This is a genomic window from Lentzea indica (genome assembly GCF_012184385.1).
Lineage (GTDB): Bacteria > Actinomycetota > Actinomycetes > Mycobacteriales > Pseudonocardiaceae > Lentzea > Lentzea indica.
Genome location: NZ_VSRL01000554.1, coordinates 1 through 1,251, shown reverse-complemented (window position 1 = coordinate 1,251; position 1,251 = coordinate 1). Strand labels below are relative to the sequence as shown.

Below are 1,251 nucleotides of genomic sequence, written 5' to 3'. Positions count from 1 at the left end.
CCCCTGCGACGGCGTGGTGCTCGCCGTCGGGCAGCCGCGAAGTTCCTTTCACCGCACCGCTTTCCGGCCACAGCGCGAGCAGGCGGGTGTGAGCGAGCTCGGAACTCGCGCCGAGCACCGAGCCGTCCCGTGCCACGACCTGGACGAGTGGCGGCAGGGCGGCAGGCAGGCCGACGGAGATCATCGGGGCGAACGCGTCGGCCTGGCGGCGGGCCTCCGCTTCGGCGTTGCCGGTGAGCTGGTCGCGGACCAGCGTCGCCGCCACCGCGCCGCCCCCGGCCAGGCCGAGTCCCACGACCAGCACCGCCAGCGCGGTCAGCCGGACGCGAACACCGACCCGCCGGCTAACCGCCATCCGGAGCCAGCCGGTAGCCGGATCCCCGGACGGTCTCGACGGCGTGTCTGCCGAACGGCAGGTCGATCTTGCGTCGCAGATAGGCGACGTAGACCTCCAGCACGTTCGACTGGACCGGGATGGCGGAGTCCCACACCTCTTCCAGGGCGAACCGCTTGGACACCACCTGGCCCGGTCGCGACATGAGCAGCTCCAGCAACGCGAACTCGCGGGGCGTCAGTTCGATCGCCGTCTCGCCGCGGCGGCAGCGCCGGGCCACCCGGTCCAGCGCGAGATCGCCCACGGTCAGCACGTCGGCCAGCCGCAGCCCCGACCGCCGCAGCAGAGCGTGCAGCCGGGCCAGGAGCACCCGGTAGGAGAAGGGTTTGGTGAGGAAGTCGTCCGCGCCGATGCGCAACGCGCGCAGCTGGTCCAGCTCGCCGTCGCGGGCGGTCAGCACGAGCACCGGTACCCGGATGCCCGCGCGGCGCAGCTGCGCGCACAGGTCGAGACCGGGCAGGCTCGGCAGCATCAGGTCGAGCACGATCGCGTCGAACGGGCGGGTGAGCCCGGCGTCCAGCCGAGCAGGCCGTCGGCGACCGTCTCCACCTCGAACCCGTCGTGGCGCAGACCTTCCGCGAGTGCGTCGGCGAACGACGTCTCGTCCTCGATCACCAGCACCCGACTCATCGGGGTCATGTCGTCATCACCTGACCGGACGCCAGCTTGCCTCGTTCCAGTATCAGCACTCCGGTGCAGATCTGCTCGACTTCGGGCAACGCGTGCGCGGACAGCAACACCGTGATGCCCCGTGCCTCGGCAATCGTTCGCACCAGCGTGAGGACGTCCCGCTGACCGGGTGGATCCAGGCCGGTCGTGGGCTCGTCGAGCAGCACGACGGCCGGGTTGTTCACCAA

Annotated in this window: 3 protein-coding genes and 1 pseudogene; all 4 read right to left on the bottom strand. The window is 71.3% G+C overall.

Annotation, left to right across the window (positions count from 1 at the left end; all coding sequences use genetic code 11):
* Window positions 1–355, bottom strand: a pseudogene (locus tag FXN61_RS49540) (sensor histidine kinase); the annotation flags it as partial.
* Window positions 345–878 (bottom strand): response regulator transcription factor, encoded by a 534-nt coding sequence (locus FXN61_RS49535; RefSeq protein WP_312878599.1) that lies wholly within the window; start codon window positions 876–878, stop codon window positions 345–347. The pseudogene FXN61_RS49540 and the gene FXN61_RS49535, both read right to left, overlap by 11 nt.
* The gene (locus FXN61_RS54040; RefSeq protein WP_246293338.1) at window positions 866–1,033 is read right to left on the bottom strand and encodes a hypothetical protein; all 168 of its coding nucleotides are present in this window, start codon (window positions 1,031–1,033) and stop codon (window positions 866–868) included. The genes FXN61_RS49535 and FXN61_RS54040 overlap by 13 nt, the downstream gene beginning before the upstream one ends.
* On the bottom strand, window positions 1,030–1,251 hold a 222-nt coding region (locus tag FXN61_RS49530; protein ID WP_512698776.1), incomplete at its 5' end, for a P-loop NTPase family protein. The genes FXN61_RS54040 and FXN61_RS49530, both read right to left, overlap by 4 nt.